General features: G+C 46.0%; 23 protein-coding genes and 2 pseudogenes. 1 reads left to right on the top strand and 24 read right to left on the bottom strand.

The window, feature by feature from the left end:
• The 19 genes and pseudogenes from OCY70_RS14560 to OCY70_RS14470 all read right to left on the bottom strand — a co-directional run.
• Nucleotides 1-510: pseudogene (locus OCY70_RS14560) on the bottom strand (phage terminase large subunit); the annotation flags it as partial.
• Complete coding sequence (locus OCY70_RS14555) at nt 503-1,063, bottom strand: DUF3486 family protein (RefSeq protein WP_261944921.1); 561 nt, start codon at nt 1,061-1,063, stop codon at nt 503-505. The gene OCY70_RS14555 and the pseudogene OCY70_RS14560, both read right to left, overlap by 8 nt.
• Nucleotides 1,063-1,380: a hypothetical protein gene (locus tag OCY70_RS14550; protein ID WP_213431480.1), complete on the bottom strand. Its 318-nt coding sequence runs from the start codon at nt 1,378-1,380 to the stop codon at nt 1,063-1,065. Before OCY70_RS14550 ends, OCY70_RS14555 begins: the two co-directional genes overlap by 1 nt.
• Nucleotides 1,381-1,644: a hypothetical protein gene (locus OCY70_RS14545; protein WP_213431481.1), complete on the bottom strand. Its 264-nt coding sequence runs from the start codon at nt 1,642-1,644 to the stop codon at nt 1,381-1,383. It abuts the gene before it with no gap.
• Nucleotides 1,644-2,072: a guanylate kinase gene (locus tag OCY70_RS14540; RefSeq protein ID WP_306433995.1), complete on the bottom strand. Its 429-nt coding sequence runs from the start codon at nt 2,070-2,072 to the stop codon at nt 1,644-1,646. The genes OCY70_RS14545 and OCY70_RS14540 overlap by 1 nt, the downstream gene beginning before the upstream one ends.
• A gap of 112 nt (nt 2,073-2,184) precedes the next feature.
• The gene (locus OCY70_RS14535; protein ID WP_213431483.1) at nt 2,185-2,511 is read right to left on the bottom strand and encodes a Mor transcription activator family protein; all 327 of its coding nucleotides are present in this window, start codon (nt 2,509-2,511) and stop codon (nt 2,185-2,187) included.
• A 51-nt stretch (nt 2,512-2,562) separates the two neighbouring features.
• Nucleotides 2,563-3,300, bottom strand: coding sequence for a peptidoglycan recognition protein family protein (locus tag OCY70_RS14530; RefSeq protein ID WP_261944920.1), 738 nt, complete (start codon nt 3,298-3,300; stop codon nt 2,563-2,565).
• Nucleotides 3,297-3,719, bottom strand: coding sequence for a hypothetical protein (locus OCY70_RS14525; protein ID WP_213430781.1), 423 nt, complete (start codon nt 3,717-3,719; stop codon nt 3,297-3,299). The genes OCY70_RS14530 and OCY70_RS14525 overlap by 4 nt, the downstream gene beginning before the upstream one ends.
• Nucleotides 3,716-3,943 (bottom strand): hypothetical protein, encoded by a 228-nt coding sequence (locus OCY70_RS14520; RefSeq protein ID WP_213430782.1) that lies wholly within the window; start codon nt 3,941-3,943, stop codon nt 3,716-3,718. The genes OCY70_RS14525 and OCY70_RS14520 overlap by 4 nt, the downstream gene beginning before the upstream one ends.
• Nucleotides 3,944-4,185: 242 nt before the next feature.
• Complete coding sequence (locus tag OCY70_RS14515; protein ID WP_261944919.1) at nt 4,186-4,884, bottom strand: ATP-binding protein; 699 nt, start codon at nt 4,882-4,884, stop codon at nt 4,186-4,188.
• 34 nt (nt 4,885-4,918) lie between these two features.
• On the bottom strand, nt 4,919-5,281 hold the full coding sequence (locus OCY70_RS14510; protein ID WP_163979858.1) for a hypothetical protein: 363 nt from the start codon (nt 5,279-5,281) through the stop codon (nt 4,919-4,921).
• A complete protein-coding gene (locus tag OCY70_RS14505) occupies nt 5,268-5,681 on the bottom strand; it encodes a regulatory protein GemA (protein ID WP_261944918.1) in 414 nt (137 codons plus the stop codon). Before OCY70_RS14505 ends, OCY70_RS14510 begins: the two co-directional genes overlap by 14 nt.
• Nucleotides 5,682-5,695: 14 nt before the next feature.
• A complete protein-coding gene (locus tag OCY70_RS14500; RefSeq protein WP_213430783.1) occupies nt 5,696-6,328 on the bottom strand; it encodes an ABC transporter permease in 633 nt (210 codons plus the stop codon).
• Nucleotides 6,325-6,615 (bottom strand): AbrB/MazE/SpoVT family DNA-binding domain-containing protein, encoded by a 291-nt coding sequence (locus OCY70_RS14495; protein WP_213430784.1) that lies wholly within the window; start codon nt 6,613-6,615, stop codon nt 6,325-6,327. The genes OCY70_RS14500 and OCY70_RS14495 overlap by 4 nt, the downstream gene beginning before the upstream one ends.
• A 63-nt stretch (nt 6,616-6,678) precedes the next feature.
• Nucleotides 6,679-7,032 carry a hypothetical protein gene (locus OCY70_RS14490; protein ID WP_213430785.1) on the bottom strand — a complete coding sequence of 118 codons (354 nt, stop codon included), beginning with the start codon at nt 7,030-7,032 and terminating at the stop codon, nt 6,679-6,681.
• A 9-nt stretch (nt 7,033-7,041) separates the two neighbouring features.
• Nucleotides 7,042-8,031: an AAA family ATPase gene (locus OCY70_RS14485; RefSeq protein WP_213430786.1), complete on the bottom strand. Its 990-nt coding sequence runs from the start codon at nt 8,029-8,031 to the stop codon at nt 7,042-7,044.
• Nucleotides 8,032-8,046: 15 nt separating this feature from the next.
• Nucleotides 8,047-10,122, bottom strand: coding sequence for a Mu transposase C-terminal domain-containing protein (locus tag OCY70_RS14480; protein ID WP_213430787.1), 2,076 nt, complete (start codon nt 10,120-10,122; stop codon nt 8,047-8,049).
• Between the two features lie 324 nt (nt 10,123-10,446).
• Nucleotides 10,447-10,599, bottom strand: coding sequence for a hypothetical protein (locus OCY70_RS14475; RefSeq protein WP_249725572.1), 153 nt, complete (start codon nt 10,597-10,599; stop codon nt 10,447-10,449).
• Between the two features lie 43 nt (nt 10,600-10,642).
• A complete protein-coding gene (locus OCY70_RS14470) occupies nt 10,643-10,858 on the bottom strand; it encodes an XRE family transcriptional regulator (RefSeq protein ID WP_213430788.1) in 216 nt (71 codons plus the stop codon).
• Nucleotides 10,859-10,983: 125 nt separating this feature from the next.
• On the opposite strand from OCY70_RS14470, the gene OCY70_RS14465 reads away from it, so the two are divergent.
• Nucleotides 10,984-11,916 carry a helix-turn-helix domain-containing protein gene (locus tag OCY70_RS14465; protein ID WP_315973913.1) on the top strand — a complete coding sequence of 311 codons (933 nt, stop codon included), beginning with the start codon at nt 10,984-10,986 and terminating at the stop codon, nt 11,914-11,916.
• Between the two features lie 534 nt (nt 11,917-12,450).
• On the opposite strand, the gene OCY70_RS14460 is transcribed toward OCY70_RS14465, so the two are convergent.
• From OCY70_RS14460 to OCY70_RS14440, 5 genes and pseudogenes are all read right to left on the bottom strand, one after another.
• Nucleotides 12,451-12,951, bottom strand: coding sequence for a Holliday junction resolvase RecU (locus tag OCY70_RS14460; RefSeq protein ID WP_261944915.1), 501 nt, complete (start codon nt 12,949-12,951; stop codon nt 12,451-12,453).
• A 216-nt stretch (nt 12,952-13,167) separates the two neighbouring features.
• Nucleotides 13,168-13,371, bottom strand: a complete 204-nt coding sequence (locus tag OCY70_RS14455) for a hypothetical protein (RefSeq protein WP_213431442.1) — start codon at nt 13,369-13,371, stop codon at nt 13,168-13,170.
• A 97-nt stretch (nt 13,372-13,468) separates the two neighbouring features.
• Nucleotides 13,469-14,410, bottom strand: coding sequence for a primosomal protein DnaI (gene dnaI / locus OCY70_RS14450; protein WP_306433993.1), 942 nt, complete (start codon nt 14,408-14,410; stop codon nt 13,469-13,471).
• Between the two features lie 5 nt (nt 14,411-14,415).
• Entirely contained in the window at nt 14,416-15,354 is a 939-nt protein-coding gene (locus OCY70_RS14445) for a hypothetical protein (protein ID WP_261944914.1), read from the bottom strand.
• 19 nt (nt 15,355-15,373) lie between these two features.
• Nucleotides 15,374-15,583 (bottom strand): annotated as a pseudogene (locus OCY70_RS14440) (LexA family protein); the annotation flags it as partial.
• Nucleotides 15,584-15,586 lie beyond the last annotated feature (3 nt).

The following is a 15,586-nucleotide window of genomic DNA, read 5'->3' as shown; positions in this document are numbered from 1 at the left end:
CGTGAGGAATCCTTCTGCCTGGTCGGAACTATCAGAGAGGATGATCGGGTAATGTTTGTACTCATATACCACCGAGTGCAAAGTGTCCTTAAAGGTGAAGTTTGTCGACTTCGCATGCCCACGTGAGGCGGCTGTAGCACGGCGGCAGCCTTTCGCCCTTGATATCTTCTTCCCATCCGGCAAAGGGTTCAGGCCCTTCATGACTCCTTGAGTCCATATACTATCCAGCTCTTCGTGAAATTGCGGCGATTCCCTGACGAAGTAGTGGGGCAGATAAGCCCGCCCGAAATACCCCAGGTCAATGGCTCCTAGCTTCTTGCGCAAGCCATCCGGGCCTGTCAGTTCTGCGCCGCTTTGGTACTCCCTTAGCAACGTTTCCCGGTATTCGCGGTGCTGCTCATTACGCATGACGTAGTTTTCAAAGAGCTGCTTCTGATACTCCAGACTGAGTAGTTCTTCTTTGTCTGCCTCATCCTCCAGTTGCCGGAGGTACTCGTCCAGGTTAATCATCGGCCATCATCTTTTCCTTCGCTTTTTGCAGTACCGCCTTCAGTTCTCCGGCAAGTTGAGGATCGGCCTTGATGGCTGCCATGAGTTCTGCCTCCATCCCTTGGAATGCTAGTTCGATCTTCTTCTGCATGTCCTGGCGGACGCGGTCTTTATAGACCTTTGTTCTGGAGAGCGCGACCATAACGCGGGCCGCCTTATCCAGCGGCATGTAGTCCCATTCTTCCTGTGCTTGCGCCATCTTCTTCGTCAGCTCTCCGGCCATAATTTGTAGGCCGCCTTCGGTGTAATCGACGTCCGGATTTTTCCGGATCATCTCGACTAGCGCCTTTGTCTGTTCTTGCGCCTCCATAAGCCGCTGCGTCGCGTTCCCGACTCGGAGCGCATAGCGACCAATGGAACTCTTGGATACCTCGAATCCCTGGGCCTCCAGATACTCTGATATCTCCCAGTAGGTGTACCGTGTATCAAGAAGCATCGCGTCGACCTGATCCTTGATATGCAAAGGCAGGTCGTCAACTTTAGAGCGCGTGCGGTTTCTTCGTTTGCCGCTCATTAGATGGCGACTCCCGGATCATCCGGAGTTGAGCCCTCCAGTAAATCGATGCCCTTTACCGTTAGCCGGATTACGGCATCATTGGCATAAGCATTGTACGAATTCACACGCTCATTCGAATATTCGATGTAGCCCTTCTTGAATAAGTAATCCAGATGCTTGGAGATATCCGGGCTGATGATTACGCCATCGTTGACCATGACATTGACCAATTGCCTGCATAGGAGCGAATTGTTATGTCCTTTTGCGAGCGAGCGCATGATATAGCCCCGAACCGCTTTATTATGTTGCACACCGTGATAGGTTTGTTCATCCATCTACCTCTGTCCTCCCAGCATGCTATCGTGTATTTTGTCGAGCTTCTTGTCGACGTTGTTCATCGTTCTAATGAAATCCTCCCGGGTCGTGTAGATGAACGGGAGATCGGAACGTAAGTCATCCAATTCTTTTTTCAATTCATCCACATCTTGAGCGTTTTTATTGATTTGCGTTTTGAGTTCTGCCATCGTCGTTTTTAAAAAGTAACCAATTGCTCCGATGCCTAGCATCGTCGCCGTCTGTATGATCCAATTCCACTCCACTAGCCAGCACGCTCCTTGAGCTCCAGCACCTTGGATTCAATCGTGCTCATGATGTACCCCTCTGCGTCGCCCAGGGTGTCATGTAGGGCCCGCATGTATTCGGGCTTGAGCTGGCGGACAATTTCCGAATACGCTTGAGGGGCAAGTTCCATTAATTCTTCTCTGGGTGACCATCCTTCCTTGACAGACTCCCGTAAATGACTGGCGACGGTCTGTTCAATTTGGTGGACGGTCTTGGTCGCAACATCATCCAATCGTTCAATAGCTGCCTGAACCAGCGCACGTTGCGCATCCGCATCAATTTTCGCCGTCTCTGCCGACAGCTTGGCGCTAGCCCGGCGTATGTAGTAAATCGCAAATGAAGACAGTAGAGTCAGGCCCGCCAGCGCCACATTCAATAACATCTCGTTAATTGCATCTTGCATCATGTAAGAGCCTCCTTTTTAGGCAATAAAAAAACCAGTAGGGCATAAGCCTCTACTGGTAGATTACCAAGTGTTTTCTTGCATGTCTGGAAGGGATTCCCCGATTTTTCGCCCCTCATTTTAGCTCGTCATCATCGAAAAGTTGGAGTTGATTCTCATCCCTCCGTGGAGAAACTGGAAGGATGCCGTCACAAATTTCTCTCACTCTACGTTCACTCAGTTCATACTTCTGTGCGATCTCTCGATGGTTATATCCATCATACTCTTGAATGATCCGCCTGTCACGTACCCGGCGGAAGAAGAAATCCAATGTGGGGATGTACACATGATCCCCTCCGGCCTTGCTGGCCAGCGTAATTAGGTTATCTAATCCTATCCATTCAGCATACTTACGGTATGGCATGGGCAGCATATCTGGCGTTAGCTCATCGAGCCATTCCATCCGGCGGATCACCTCCTAATTATAGCAGATAATCAAAAATGTCAATGCTCATTATGCTGAATGCCCTTTTTCCTTCCGGTATTGGATAGTTAGCAGTCGCCAAAAATCATAACTGCCTTTCAACGTTGACATTTCCTTTTCGTAGTAGGCTGCTGCTTCCTTTGCCCATGTTGGAGGATCAATTTGTTCCACTAAGTCCTTCAGACGTTTGCTTTGTTCCTCAACTGTTTTCTTCAGCTTGTCAAACTCAGCTTTTTCTTCTCTTGTCATCGGTTCTTCATCCTTTCTCGTTTCAGATTTGAGGTTCGATTTGACCATTTCAATGAATGAGTACCATCCTGTCCACTTACCGCCATCGTACATGAGCCTTGGGCATATCTTTCCAGACCAATCAAAGTGACGCCTTAATCGTTCAACACCCCATCCACGTTCTTGTAGCATGTGGGCAACGAGCTGCGCAGCATTGTTAAGAGTCTTCTGGTAATTCCCCGACTCGCATATTTCAATTCCGATACTCGTCCTATTGCCGGATTTCATGGTGCTGCCATCTCCTGCATGCCATGCATTTTCAGTCAATTGAATGCATTCTACTGCTTCATTTTCGTCGATTGCGATGTGAAAAGAAGCTACGCGATCATTCTCAGGATTTGTCAACCAACCGCGTTCATTTGCAGCGCTGCTTGTTGAATTTCCAGTGTTGTGTATGGTAATCGTTGTCGCGTCCATTGGGTATCCAGGGCGACGATTCTTCATTGTATTTTTCGGGATGTGATCCTTACGATAGATCATCCTGCGACACTTCCTTTACGGCTTGTAATCTCTATTACTTCATTGTTCTTGATCAAATGTCTCTTTAACGAACCAAAAGAATACCAACGATGATCATGATAGGTATATTTCTGTGCTGCTGCGTCCCTGTAATATTTCTTGCTTACTTTTTTAGCACTTTCTAGTTGTTTTCTAGTGAAAAGTTGCTTCGTGATAGGCCGCATGAATCTGCGTCGTTCTTCGCAATCATCAATTATCCATGAGCCCTTAACAGTTCCATCGATATACACTGCAATGCCGTTCTTGAACGGGGTAACCCTCTCAAGAACCAATGTTACTGGGTAACCATCACAATTTAATTCCACAGGGTAGTGCAGATGTCTCAAGTTCTTTTCAACGGTTTTCCAGTCTTCAATTGTCATACTGCTTGTTGGCTTCATTTTTCCACCTCCTCAAAGTTGATCTCAAAAATATGCCGATGCAATTGGATCGAGGATACCTTTCTATCCATCGGCTGCTTGCGAAGTTGATTCGCTAGACTCTCCAAGCTAACCGCCATAGTACCAGCAGTAGGAAATGCCTTGGAGAAGTGGACGAAGCATCGATTCGGATCGGGTGGGGCTGCAATTAACACTGGTACTGGCTTCGGTTTACGCTTTGTCATTCGCTTCTCCTTTGCCACTTTTCTTGATAATAACGACATGATTAGTCTATCTGTACCATTCGCCGCCCTTTTTAAGATACTTACCGTTGTATCCGATTTGAGGCGCAAGAATAGCAACGTCATTTCCTCTATAGTGTCTAGGCTTCATTGCGTCGAGTCGCTTACGCTCCGCTTCTAGTTGTTCTGGAGTCAGGGTGTAAGCATGAACTTTTTTGTAGTCAACCATAGTAAGCGCCTACCTTTCAGAAATCCTTAAATCGGTAATCCAAGGCAAGTGGGTCTTCGCCCTCATTTAACAACATCTTGCCCAGAAACTTCTTTCCTCTAAGGCTAACAGTACGCTCAAATAGCCGTCCAGCTGTCGCCTTTGACAGAAACCCGATCAGTTCTGCGAAATATTCGCTCGTGTAGACGATAGGGAGTTGCTTTCGATAACGGTAATCAACGATGCCGTAAAACTCCCGAATCCAGGTGTCTTTCTGGCTTTCCTTGCAAATGTCATCTACAACCAGCAGGTCACAATTGTATATATTTTGCCGAATTTCCTCGATCATATAAGAACTTTCTGGGTCGTTGTAATGAGAAAACCATTCTGTAAACGACTGTACCCAATTAAAGAAAAGGGGATGTATACCGTGTTCGATCAATGGCGCAACTGTTGCAGTTATTAGGTGCGTCTTGCCACTGCCAGGAGTCCCTAGTATCCCCAACCAAGGAACTCCTTTTAAATCCTTTCCCTTTAGAACTCGTGCAATCAGTCCATCAGAATATTCACGCGCCAGTTCATATGCAGCGACAATACGAGAATCCAAGCCTTCTAAATTAAAATTGTCAAATGTTTTGAGCAAGGCATCTTCACTCATGTTGGTAGTTTTCATGATCCGTTTTAGTTTCTTAGACTTCATACATTCGCATTGATAAGCCACATTGCGTTTAGGCACTAATATAACACCCTCGTCTCGACACTTTAGGCAATCATAGGCCAGAGAGTCTTCTGCGGAAGGCTTCTTCGGCGCTGATATCGCGTTTGCCCTGGCTGCTTGAAGGCTTCTGAACAGATCGGCTACGCTCTCTTTCGATTTCTGCATGAACAGCACCACCTTTCAGGAGATTACGGAGGATGCCCCGCGTGTAGTTCTCCTTGATATTTGGATACTTTTCCATGTGGATGGATAGCGCCCTAATGACAAGGGTAGGTTCATACTTCGCCCAATACTCATATTCGCGCTGCTTGATTCCATCAGAAATCTTCCCTGTTGTTCGTGTCCATCGGATCGTATCCCAATAAGCTTCAATGGTTTCCTGTTGAGCTGGAGAATACCGCTCATGATGTTCCATGGCTTCTACGACCTCCTTCCATTGTTCGCCGTTTTATGGCCTTCAATGATTCGATGACATTACTTGCTTGGGTGGGGGAAAGATAGCTGGTATGGCTAACGCCTTGCTGCTTCTCCAAGAATCCGCGAAGCCTACGAGGATCATTGTTCCACCCTAACTCTTTCGCCAGCTTGTTGATTTGCCATATCTGGTTAGGGGTCGCTCGTGTAGATGGCTTAGATTTACCGAGTAGTTGATTCAGTCTGTCAATTACTTTGATTCCTTGCGCTTTACTTAATGCCTTAATGCTATTTGAGCCTGTTACCGAGTGAACCAGATCATGCAGCTCGTCATTATTGATTTGGGCTTGCTTGGCAAGCCCAAATATGTTCTTCATCTGCGGATAGGTGATCTTATCCATGAGTGTCCGTCTCCTCACGTATCTTTGTTGATCTCTAGCCCCACACTGATGCTGTCTTCCACATATACCGCGTTCCTGATGATGTCGATTTGTTCCTTGGATAGTTGACCAAAGAAACGCTCAACAAGCTCGCCATTCTTAACCATTCTGATTGCATCAAGTTCTTCTTCAAGCTCACCAGTTACACCCACACTCTCCAGGAGCTGCTTGTCCTTCAGGTATTCACCTTTGAGCTTCTTCTTCAATGCTTTGATTACATCCTCACCGAGCCCAAGCCCACTGAGGATGCTCTCGATAGTAACGCCCGTTGTGTATTCAGCCTTGTAGAGAGCAATGAGAGCCGCCTTGAAACGTAAATCTGTTTCATACTTGACCGCTTGCTTGCGGCTGACCTTTGATAGAGCGACCTCGCCGAGAACGTCAATGAGGTTGTCATAGTTGTCAACTTCGAACTTTTCCTTGTACACAACGTTGAAACGGCCGCTCGTGCCAGTGATCTGGAAGAAGGAAAGGTTCTTGTTGTCCATCTCCGCATACGCCGCTGTGGTGAGTTCTGCCTTGATGGAATCCATCCGTTTCTTGCATTTCTTCATCTGTTGTTCCAGGGCGATTGCCTCGTCAACTTTCTGTGCAAGTGTTGAGCTCATTCAGAAGCAGCTCCTTCAAAAGCATTCGCAAATCTTCGTTCTGAGACATCTACATCCATGTTTTCTACACAGCAGGAGCAGATGAAGCGACCATAGAAAACAATCAGTTCCTTGTCAGACCTACAGAACATACAATTCCCGTGTGTTCGCTGAAGCAAGATGGTTCCGTCTTCACCATCAACCGTGATACTAAATTTTTCACCATCTGACAGCCCGTATTCCCTGCGAAGCGCTGCCGGGAACGTGATAGAACCGCTCTTGCTTAATCTCTTGCTGAATTCTTTCATTTGCGTTCCTCCTTGTATATGTAATTGACGCCCCGGTTTAAGCCAGGGCGATGCTACACCAACTCATGAAACTGCTGCATCATGCTGTACTTCATGGAATGTACTGATAAATTTGCCATCAGAGATAAGGAATCCATAATGCAATTCGTGATAGAGGCGATTCACTTCTTCTAGCGTCATCGTTTCCCCCAGCTCATCTCTCATGTCAGCTAATGCCTTTTGGTAGGAAGGTCTTGCATGAATGTATTTACTATGGATGTTATAATCTGGCGAATCATTCAATGTGATGTGAACTTCCTCTTCAGTGAGACCAGATACAATTGCTGCTGGTGTCACCGGAATGGGCAAGCATACATGTTGCAGCAGACTGAACAAGCGAACGACAGGATCGGATGGGTTCGAATATCTTTTCATCATCTGTACCTCCTACAGCATCATCATATTGCTAGCCTGGGTGATTATCTCCGAAGTAATCAGGGGAGCAGATGCTTCACCAGAAGGTTCGGAATTCCGCATATTCAATACTCGAAGAATGTTGTTTACTGTCCGGTCGAGTAATCGGAAACATCCGTTCTTATTGTTAGTCGCCCGGGTTACAAGCTCTTGAACAGCATCTTCCTCAATATTGAAGTTTCCGAGATATTTGCGTACCTCGTTGGACGATAGCCCTTTCAGAGCAACGTAGAAGTCAACACGGTTCGCAAACCGATTTATAAATCCCTTGATTAGTGCTTTCAGCTTTGGCTCCCCGGCAATGATCATTCCAACATCGGATTGATCGAATATACCGCGCAATATTTCCATCTTCTTTTGACTGTATTTGCTGACCAGTTTGTCCGCCTCATCAATGATGAGCAAGTATCCAGGATTGCAATTAAAAAATTCACGAATGCCGTTTACACGCTCCCAGATTGATCCGTATCCATTGGGTAATCCGAGAGCCTTTTCGATAGCTTTGACCAGATCGCGTTGTCCCATTGTGTCGTCGCATTCGATATAAGCAACCTTCGGGGAACGAGCATAATACTTGAGCGTATGCGTTTTTCCGTATCCTGATTTCCCTACGATGATACCTAGAGCAGTGAAGGATTGACAGGACTGACACGCTCCTATGATAGCTGTAGCGTCCCGGCTCTCGACGAATTGGGGCTTTGACAGTGTCATGATTGTCCGTTCACTAGTTGCTGCTACTTCTCCACCACGGGAAGATATGAAGCTTGATATTGCTTGTTCGATGTCAGTCGGATCAGAAGGGTACTTCCCATTGATATATTGTGAGAGTGCTGGACGGGAGTAATTGATTTCTCTAGCCAGTTCCGTGATTGTCATCCCGTTTTTATCCATCATGCCCTTTAGTTGTATCGCCAAGGTTGTCGGTGTTTCGCCTTGAATTGAATAGAGTGCTGCGGCTGCCACTTTAATTCCTCCTCATTAACCAAGTTTGCGAAGCTCTGCGAGGGCTTTCTCCGCTTGCTTCTGTAGGAAGTCGTCTGTTTCGTTACTACTTGCCTTTATCGTCTTTCGAGAACGAAGTTCGTCCTTGAACTGTTTGTCATCCGGTAATGCGACCAGCTTCGAAGAGCCTTGCTTCTGCGTTGGAGTATCGTTCTTGAAGATAAAACCAGCCACATCATTGCCATAGCCCTGATATTGCGGATCGCGTTCTTCAAGCGGCGTTGTGTAGTACGCCAGTTCGTCCTTTGTCTGCCGTAGCTGACGCTTCTGCATCTTCAAGTGATCTTCCAGTGCCTTTTGAGGCATCTTCGGGGCAATGAGCAATAATTCTTGGCTGTATGCTTCGCAAATTTTGTCCCCATCCGTTGTATATACATAGAGCTTGGTCACATCGTTCTGATCCCATTTGATATCTACCTTGTCACCGATATAATGACAGAGCTCATCAGCGCGATATTCATAACCGAACTTCTTAATTCCGATGTTCCGAACCAGCACACGCTCAGCTTTCATCATCAAGATGGTTGCGTATGACTTCGGTGGCGGCGCTTTCTCATAACGTTCTGCTTGCTGGAACACTTCAAGAGGCGTATGCCACTTGTCGCCTTGTTCCTTCAGGCCACTGTGATATGAGCGGTGATACTCGTCGCGCCACTCGCACCAGAGGGCATAGAACTCATCGAGTGTCAGCAGTTCATCCCGTTCCAGCATCTTCGGAATATCCTTATTGACCTTTGCCGCCGTCTTGGAACCTGTGAGCGTACCCGTATAGCTACCGAGCCATTTTTCAAACTTGCTGATCAGAGTACCGAAGAAGCGTTCAACTTGCGCCTTTGACCACGGTTGATATGGAAGGCTTCGCATGTCATCCTGGATGCCAATGCTACGATAGAAGCCTTTTGTTTCACTGTCGAAGCTGACTCGCTCATTGCGTTTGCGTCCAGTCATTGCTTCAGCCGTGTAATCTTTCCCGTTGTCGATTAGCAACCACTCAGGAACTCCGCCGATATCGTTGTACAACATATTGAGTAGCGATTGCTTCAGCACTTGCGAATTTGCCCTAACACAAATTACATCACCTACGATGCAGCGGCTTCGCGTGTCTAGCCACGCCACCAACTGTGGTTTTACAGCTTTTGATTTGCCGTTCGGGTGTGTATATTTCACCCAGACATCGAATGTATGCTCGTCACCCTGCACAAGCCCCATAACTGGCAATGCCTTAATGTTGCGTGATGCTTTTACCATTCGCTGATTTTTAAATTCGCGCATCCCTTTTTCGGCTAGTAACCGAGCATTCTTGCCGCGCTTTACATCCATCAAATATCCAATATAGCGGGCGACTGTCGGGTATGATGGGATGTCCCAACAGTTCATTGATCCTATCTTCATGAGTTTTCCGTATAACATTTCGATCGTTCCGTTGTTGCTTGCGAATGCTGGTTCAAACCACAGGTTTTCTATAAATGCCCTGACCTCGGATGTAAGCGAAGGAAAAGTATTCTTCTGCTTAGGCTTGCGACAAAGAGCTAACACCTTGAAAAAGTCATAGTTCTTTCCGTCTTGTTTGTTCATTTTCATTGCCCAGGCACTTGCTTCAAGATAGCTTTGAGAATGCCGGTAAAGTGTTCGTTGACTCATACAATGTGCTTTGGCAAAACTATCTGCGAATTCGGTACGGTCACGGTCACCATAGTTCAAAAATTCGTGGATGACTTTCGATAACTCAACAGCTTCGTAGTACGTTTTGCTGTTCTTTTCGATGTATTCAGCAAGATCGGTGTAGATGTACCACGGGGTTTCTTCTGTTTTCGCGCGCTGACTGATAATTACGTCCGCGCCATCGATGCCTACAGCTTTTTTGTACGCCATTCTAGCCTTTTTGCTTAACGAAACCAGAGAGACAAGAATCCGAGGCTTTCCACCGTTTTGGGACTGATCAGTCTTCGTCTTAAACTCTTCAGGATTTCTTTGGATCTTCTTCTTAATGATGTCGTAACTTACACCCTCAAATTTTGCAGCTTCCTCAAGTGAGATATACGATTCCGCCAATCGGTCTCCTCCTTCCCAAACTGAATGCAAATGTGCTATAGTGGAGGGGAATCTTCTGGATAATGATTCGATTTGAGGAGCGACTCACTTAGGGGTGGGTCGTTCCTCTTTTTTCTTGATGTCGAATCATGGAAACCCCTCCACCTATTCCGTTTCTTGCTTTTCCGACTCATCCACCTCACGCCGTTTTTCTCCAATCTGCTCAATCAGTTGGTTATGTCGTTCATAAAGTGTCCTTAAATCAATGAACATGGTATTAAATCTAGCATTCCAGCGTTCTCTCTCGATGATGGCTCTCTTCGCCTCTTCCTCCAACGTATAGATTTATGAAACAAGAATACTTCTCTGGGCAATCATTTTCTCTATCGCTAGATCATTTTGGATTTCGCTCGGTGCACCATGAATAAGCTGCGAGCGATAGCCAATATCGATAGGGCGCTCGTTGACTAACATGTCCAATTCAGGCTTTCCTTTCATCGTGGTTACACCCCCTTTCCATGAAAAATGTCATTTCGAAAGGTTACTCTGCTTTCTTTTCAGGGTAGTTGCCGATACCTAGCAATTGTTGGATTTTTTCACGATGTTTTACGGCCTTGCGCGTCCCCGTTATGATGTCTCCCAAGCGATTCTCTGGGATGTTGTGAAGCCGGCAAAACTCCCTCTGATCCAGTTGAAGTTCAGCCAATCTCTTCTTGATTTCCCATCCTAGTGCTGTGATTGGCCTTTTCCGCGCCATCCTATCCCCTTCCTTTTCCGACAATATTAGACGTAGCCATCTGCTCACAAAAGAGATATACTTTTCTTGGGTATCTACCACCCATAATTCAATAATAATCACATATGTGAGCAATGTCAATACATATGATCATATATGTGAGTAATATAATCACAATTGGGAGCGTGATTGTTGTTATGATCACAATAGGGAGCAGGATTAGGTATTTAAGAGAGCAGAAGAACCTTTCAATGAAGGCCTTAGCTGCACACATCACCGAAACTACTGGCATCAAAGTTTCTTCTGGGCAAATCAGTGACTGGGAAAACGGTAACAAGAATCCCTCTTCAGATGGCCTGATCGCAGTATCGACCTTTTTTGAGGTTTCTGCAGATTGGATTCTAACCGGGAAGGAAAGGCCGACACCTAAGATTGAGCAACAGGAGTCGCCTATTTTTTTTGCCGATAAGTGGGAAACTACTTCCCATTTTTCAGAGTTGTCCGAGGAGGAGAAAGAAAAAGTTAAAGAATATATAGAATTTCTGCGCTTTAAGAAAGAGAAGGATACCTGTAGCAAGAAAACTGCTATTTCAAAGAACGACGAATTAGCCGCTGCCCGTATTAAAGAAGAAAAGGTAGAGTATGGAACGAGTGAAATCGAGGAGGATGCTCACGCTGTACCATTGGTCGGTAAGACAGCGGCGGGTATCGAAAAAAACTACTATGAGTTCATTCTTGGCTATATGCCTGTTCCAAGCAAATACACGAAGGGGACTTGCTTTGTTATGGAAGTTGATGGCGATAGCATGACTGGCGATGGCATTGAAAATGGGGACTATGTTGTCATCCAGCAGCAGCCAATTGTAGAATGCAACGAAATTGCATTATTGAGGATTAACGACGAGGAAATCACTTTAAAACGTATCTATAATGCAGGGGATCGAGTCGTTCTCTTGTCATCAAATGCAGATTATCCAGAACGATCCCTTCCGACTGAAAAAGTTAAAATTGTAGGGAAGTTCATCTATCGAATTCCAGGCAATATAGGAAAAACAATCCTCCGTGATGAGTTGTTTTGAATTCCCATATTATAGTCTGTTTATGGTCGTTTCTTTGTCCCATTGAAGCGATAAAGTTTCCCAGTTTAAAAAAATCCGGAATCCCGCGCCACAACTGCAATGGGACAGGTTTTTTCAATTTGTTCCGAAATGTCCCTTTGCTCCACTAAAGTTTTTAGCCGTTTTTCGTTCATATTTCATCCCTTAATAACGCAACGATGACGATCGTTAATCATGATTTACCTTGATACACATGGACTTTTGCGATTTGTAATACTTCCGATTAATGTTGATTAACGCGCCGTTAAAACGTGGGATCTCTTTTTGAGACCAGTTTGGTTGTGAAGCAATGGCTAAAAAACAGAAAAAAGCGTGAAAGCCTTGATACGCAAGGGATTCACGCTTTTTCTATTAAAAATTCTGGTTTTTATAATTTCCTCTTACATTCTCATCATTTCTGTCACCGCGAAACTATGATAATCCCGTCAAATCCCTTGTAGTACCGGGCTTTCCCTCGTTTTCTCGGTTCGTTTTTTGTCATCTAATCTTTGTCATCTATTCTGAGAGAGTACAGTAATCCAGCGGCACCCGCCCTGCATCCACCTCATACGCATGGACGTCGAAATCCAAAATACTCATGCTACGCTTGCCGACAGGCTTCTTGTATTCCGTCCAGTATGGCCGTAGCGCCGTGTATGGGAGTAGATATTCTTTCTTCTGTTTTTCAAAACTGACAAGTACAAAGGCTACGGCCCCATTCTTATGACACTTTTCCAAATGTTCGTATTGATGATCGGGAAGCTTGCACAAGTCAAATCTAGTAGGATTTTTGGTAGATTTCGCCTCGAACACTATCGCCCGCCCTCGATATACGCCGTCAAAGTCAACCGTTGATTGCTTTTCGAAAAACCCTGATATTACCCGGCTCCCCTGGCTGCGGGTTACCTTGACCGGAGTCGGCCGCTTGTTGATTACAGCAAGCCCCTGACTCTCATACAACCGATTAGAATATTCAATTAACTCTTCAAACGCCATACCGCGGTTACCGTATTCCATCTGGCATCCTCCTCCCTAATGCTCCTCCTGGGCGGTTTCTGATATGTCCTTTCCGTTTCTGGTCCATTACCAATAGCCCTATTTCGTCTGCATCCCGGGCGAACGCACGGGCAATATCCGTTACACAAAAGCCTTCTTTCCACATCTGCCGGAATACTTCAAGATCCCTTTGTTCCCACATAAAATCCATGTCGTCACATGCGATATATGCCATCTCTACCACCTTCCCGGATACGGGCTGGGCCGGCGCTTCTGACCATCGCGATCCCGGTATGGGCCGATCTTTTCCATCCGCTCCCGTTCCTCTGGCGTCATTTGCCGCTCTACAACGTCACTCGCCTTCCGGTCTCTGTCGTCCCTCTCGGGATCTCTGCGAGGCACAGGCTTCTTTCCTGACTTGTACGCGAATCCGTCTATCATCTCGAACCCTCTTTGCAATTGGGGCACGGTCCGAACTGCGTCATTGCCCCTATGCGCTTGATAACCACCTTACTACCGCCGCAAATAGTGCAAGTTTTCATGGATTTCTCCTCCTATTCCGTCCGTTTACATGAATCAACTTTACCCACGGTTCGATCCGTTCCATAATCCGTGCCGCCTTCTTCTTGTGCTGCTGCGGTTCCATCTTGTCGAAGTCCTTCACGTTGCTAAGGTGCCTTTCCAGCTCGGTCATTGTGAGGTTCGAAGTATATAGCGTAGGCTTTTGCTCCATACGCCGCTGCAGTACTGGCCCTAACACTTCATCCCTTGTCCAAGTCGTCAACGGCTCGGCCCCAATGTCGTCCAGTATCAGTACATCCACATCTCGTATTGCATCCAACTTCTCGCTGACTGTATTGGTCGATATAGCACCTTTCACTTCTTCCAGAAAATCCGGGACATACACCATTGCGACCGCTACACTACGGTTAGCCAACTCATGGGCGACTGCTCCAATGATTTTCGTTTTCCCGATCCCCATGCCCCCGTAAAGATACAGGCCTTTGACCGTTTCACCCTCTTTAAAATCCAAGCAGTATTTCATACATTCTGTTATGGCTGCCTGCCGCTGCGGATCGACGTCCAATTGTTCAAACGATGATTCTGTTATTGATGCTGGCATATGATGGCTTTTAATCATGTGTTTTATTTTCTGCTGCTTGTTTAAAGCCTGTTGTAAATGGCACGGCAGCAGCCGGAAGTTGAGCAGTTCCAGGTACGGCGGATCCGAATCTGGCACCAACCTATGCCCAGGAAACTCGTTTTGGCAGGTATCCAGCCCCGTACAAGCCCGGCAATTATCACAATTACGGGTATAGTTATATAGCTCGCTTTTCTTGCTCTTCTTTAGGTCGCAATCAGGAAACTTTTCCTTGAGCGCAACTATATCCGGGTGATGCTCAAGTTCTGCTTCCATACGCGCCAGACGTTCTTTGTAATTCGGCGGGATTACCTTAGCTTCACCTAAGACCGCGCCCATATCTTTCAACCGGTATCACCTCGCATTTTCTTGAGTTGCTCAAGCAAATCTATTACGTTCTCCTTGCCTTTCTCTCCGGGCGGAACGGCATCCACCTCCGGGACGGCACCCGACGCCTCTGCAGCGGGAACGGTACCTTGCTGGGCGTAAAGAGAAAATATGACTGGGGAACAGTATTTCAAGCTTTTAATCTCATCGCGGTTGTGCTTTGGCTTGAAGTTGTCAAAGGAATAATCTATGCCTTGCAGCACTACTCGTAACGGTATGCGTTCGACAATGTAACTATCTACCTCATCCTCGTCTATCTTCGTAAGGTAGAAGCCTTTGCCTCTGCGACTAAGATACTTATAAGCAACCTTCTGTCGATATTCGTGAACTGAAATCATTGGTTCAGAGTCCGTATCTGAAGTATCAGGAACGGGATCCTGTTTTTCATTCAGTCCAAAGATTGATTCGATATCATCCGAACAACAACTATCTTTCTCATCATTCTTTTCATTCTCTTTATTCTTTACATTCTTGTTTGTGCTCATTTGTTGCTCATTTGTTGCTCGTTTGTTGCTCACTTGCTGCTCGTTTTGTTGCTCATCATCGTTGTCTGAACCTTGATAAAGTGCCCAGTTATCAATGGTTACGACGCTAAATTTGTTGCTCGTTTTGATGCTCAAAAATCCGCCTTTTTCGAGCGACATCAGCCATCTCCAAACGGTATATTCTGAAACTTGATCCTTCTTCTTTAGACCGCTGTTATACTCCGAATGAAGCTCAAATCTACCGGTTACAAATTGTCCTGGCTCGAGCAAAACTGTCTGATTCCCGACAATCTGCTCGCGCCGTTTATGGGTTGCCGTAAGCAAGCAGATTGTCCATAGCCGATACAATTGATGATTGTTAAAAATGGCATTGTATCGGATCTTTCTATGAAGTTTTATCCAGCCTTGCATACCACCCACCTGCTTATAAAATAATTTCTATTGTTCGAGGACTGTTTGGCTTGCGTCTGATCTTCCCTTGTGCTTCTAAGGCATCAATATGACGTTGCACTGTGCTTGTGGATGCAAGTCCCACCTTTTGCCCAATCTCTCGCACTGTTGGTGGATACCCTTTTGCAAGTACATGTTCTTTAATAAACTCAAAAATTGCTTGTCGTTTAGGACTAATCTGACCCCGCATGTA

Source organism: Paenibacillus melissococcoides (assembly GCA_944800085.1).
GTDB lineage: Bacteria > Bacillota > Bacilli > Paenibacillales > Paenibacillaceae > Paenibacillus_B > Paenibacillus_B melissococcoides.
This window is presented reverse-complemented; position numbering and strand designations above follow the sequence as displayed.

What these genes read in the sequence shown, in the direction of transcription:
- OCY70_RS14500 (WP_213430783.1), bottom strand. Translation starts at nt 6,328, where the DNA reads ATGAGCTCAACACTTGCACAGAAAGTTGACGAGGCAATCGCCCTGGAA.
- OCY70_RS14550 (WP_213431480.1), bottom strand. Translation starts at nt 1,380, where the DNA reads ATGGATGAACAAACCTATCACGGTGTGCAACATAATAAAGCGGTTCGG.
- OCY70_RS14460 (WP_261944915.1), bottom strand. Translation starts at nt 12,951, where the DNA reads ATGGAATACGGTAACCGCGGTATGGCGTTTGAAGAGTTAATTGAATAT.
- OCY70_RS14495 (WP_213430784.1), bottom strand. Translation starts at nt 6,615, where the DNA reads ATGAAAGAATTCAGCAAGAGATTAAGCAAGAGCGGTTCTATCACGTTC.
- OCY70_RS14445 (WP_261944914.1), bottom strand. Translation starts at nt 15,354, where the DNA reads ATGCAAGGCTGGATAAAACTTCATAGAAAGATCCGATACAATGCCATT.
- OCY70_RS14465 (WP_315973913.1), top strand. Translation starts at nt 10,984, where the DNA reads ATGATCATATATGTGAGTAATATAATCACAATTGGGAGCGTGATTGTT.
- OCY70_RS14520 (WP_213430782.1), bottom strand. Translation starts at nt 3,943, where the DNA reads ATGACAAAGCGTAAACCGAAGCCAGTACCAGTGTTAATTGCAGCCCCA.
- OCY70_RS14530 (WP_261944920.1), bottom strand. Translation starts at nt 3,300, where the DNA reads ATGATCTATCGTAAGGATCACATCCCGAAAAATACAATGAAGAATCGT.
- OCY70_RS14510 (WP_163979858.1), bottom strand. Translation starts at nt 5,281, where the DNA reads ATGGAACATCATGAGCGGTATTCTCCAGCTCAACAGGAAACCATTGAA.
- OCY70_RS14525 (WP_213430781.1), bottom strand. Translation starts at nt 3,719, where the DNA reads ATGAAGCCAACAAGCAGTATGACAATTGAAGACTGGAAAACCGTTGAA.
- dnaI (WP_306433993.1), bottom strand. Translation starts at nt 14,410, where the DNA reads ATGGGCGCGGTCTTAGGTGAAGCTAAGGTAATCCCGCCGAATTACAAA.
- OCY70_RS14475 (WP_249725572.1), bottom strand. Translation starts at nt 10,599, where the DNA reads ATGAAAGGAAAGCCTGAATTGGACATGTTAGTCAACGAGCGCCCTATC.
- OCY70_RS14470 (WP_213430788.1), bottom strand. Translation starts at nt 10,858, where the DNA reads ATGGCGCGGAAAAGGCCAATCACAGCACTAGGATGGGAAATCAAGAAG.
- OCY70_RS14535 (WP_213431483.1), bottom strand. Translation starts at nt 2,511, where the DNA reads ATGGAATGGCTCGATGAGCTAACGCCAGATATGCTGCCCATGCCATAC.
- OCY70_RS14505 (WP_261944918.1), bottom strand. Translation starts at nt 5,681, where the DNA reads ATGGATAAGATCACCTATCCGCAGATGAAGAACATATTTGGGCTTGCC.
- OCY70_RS14490 (WP_213430785.1), bottom strand. Translation starts at nt 7,032, where the DNA reads ATGATGAAAAGATATTCGAACCCATCCGATCCTGTCGTTCGCTTGTTC.
- OCY70_RS14555 (WP_261944921.1), bottom strand. Translation starts at nt 1,063, where the DNA reads ATGAGCGGCAAACGAAGAAACCGCACGCGCTCTAAAGTTGACGACCTG.
- OCY70_RS14540 (WP_306433995.1), bottom strand. Translation starts at nt 2,072, where the DNA reads ATGATGCAAGATGCAATTAACGAGATGTTATTGAATGTGGCGCTGGCG.
- OCY70_RS14455 (WP_213431442.1), bottom strand. Translation starts at nt 13,371, where the DNA reads ATGATAGACGGATTCGCGTACAAGTCAGGAAAGAAGCCTGTGCCTCGC.